1 protein-coding gene is annotated in these 431 nt (G+C 55.9%); it reads right to left on the bottom strand.

The window, feature by feature from the left end; genetic code table 11:
- Positions 1-353: helix-turn-helix domain-containing protein (locus CWB66_RS21895; protein WP_138587032.1), on the bottom strand; the 353-nt coding region annotated here is incomplete at its 3' end.
- Between the last annotated feature and the right edge of the window lie 78 nt (positions 354-431).

Genomic DNA, 431 nt, shown 5'->3' on the forward strand with positions numbered 1-431 from the left:
GTCGGCTGTCGAATGCTCAACCACAGCTTTGCCGCCCCTGGAGCGGGGGCGACGTGTTCGACGGTCGCAGCGCGAATGACCTCACCCTGAAACTGAAAAACCTTCTCACTTTCGAATGTGTAGCCAACCGCTCGATTGTAGAGCGCGCGCTCTACCCGTGTGTCGGAATTCTCCTTGCCAACTATGAGCGCCTGACAAAAATCTTCGTGGACATTCTTCCACCGATAGATTGTGCGAGTGTCCACCTTGAAGAAATCCGCCAACTCAAAGTCGGTAGCACCAAGTGCGCACAGCTTTGCTGCCTGCTCCGCATAATCCGGCTTGTAGTCTGTCGGCCTGCCTCGTTCGGCCATCACTGCACCGTATGGTGAGTAGCATTGCCGTCGCTGTCGATTTCGGTCACGACGCTTACGTCAGCCCCCGAAGCAATT

Source organism: Pseudoalteromonas sp. S558, from assembly GCF_005886635.1.
Taxonomy (GTDB): Bacteria; Pseudomonadota; Gammaproteobacteria; order Enterobacterales; family Alteromonadaceae; genus Pseudoalteromonas; species Pseudoalteromonas aliena.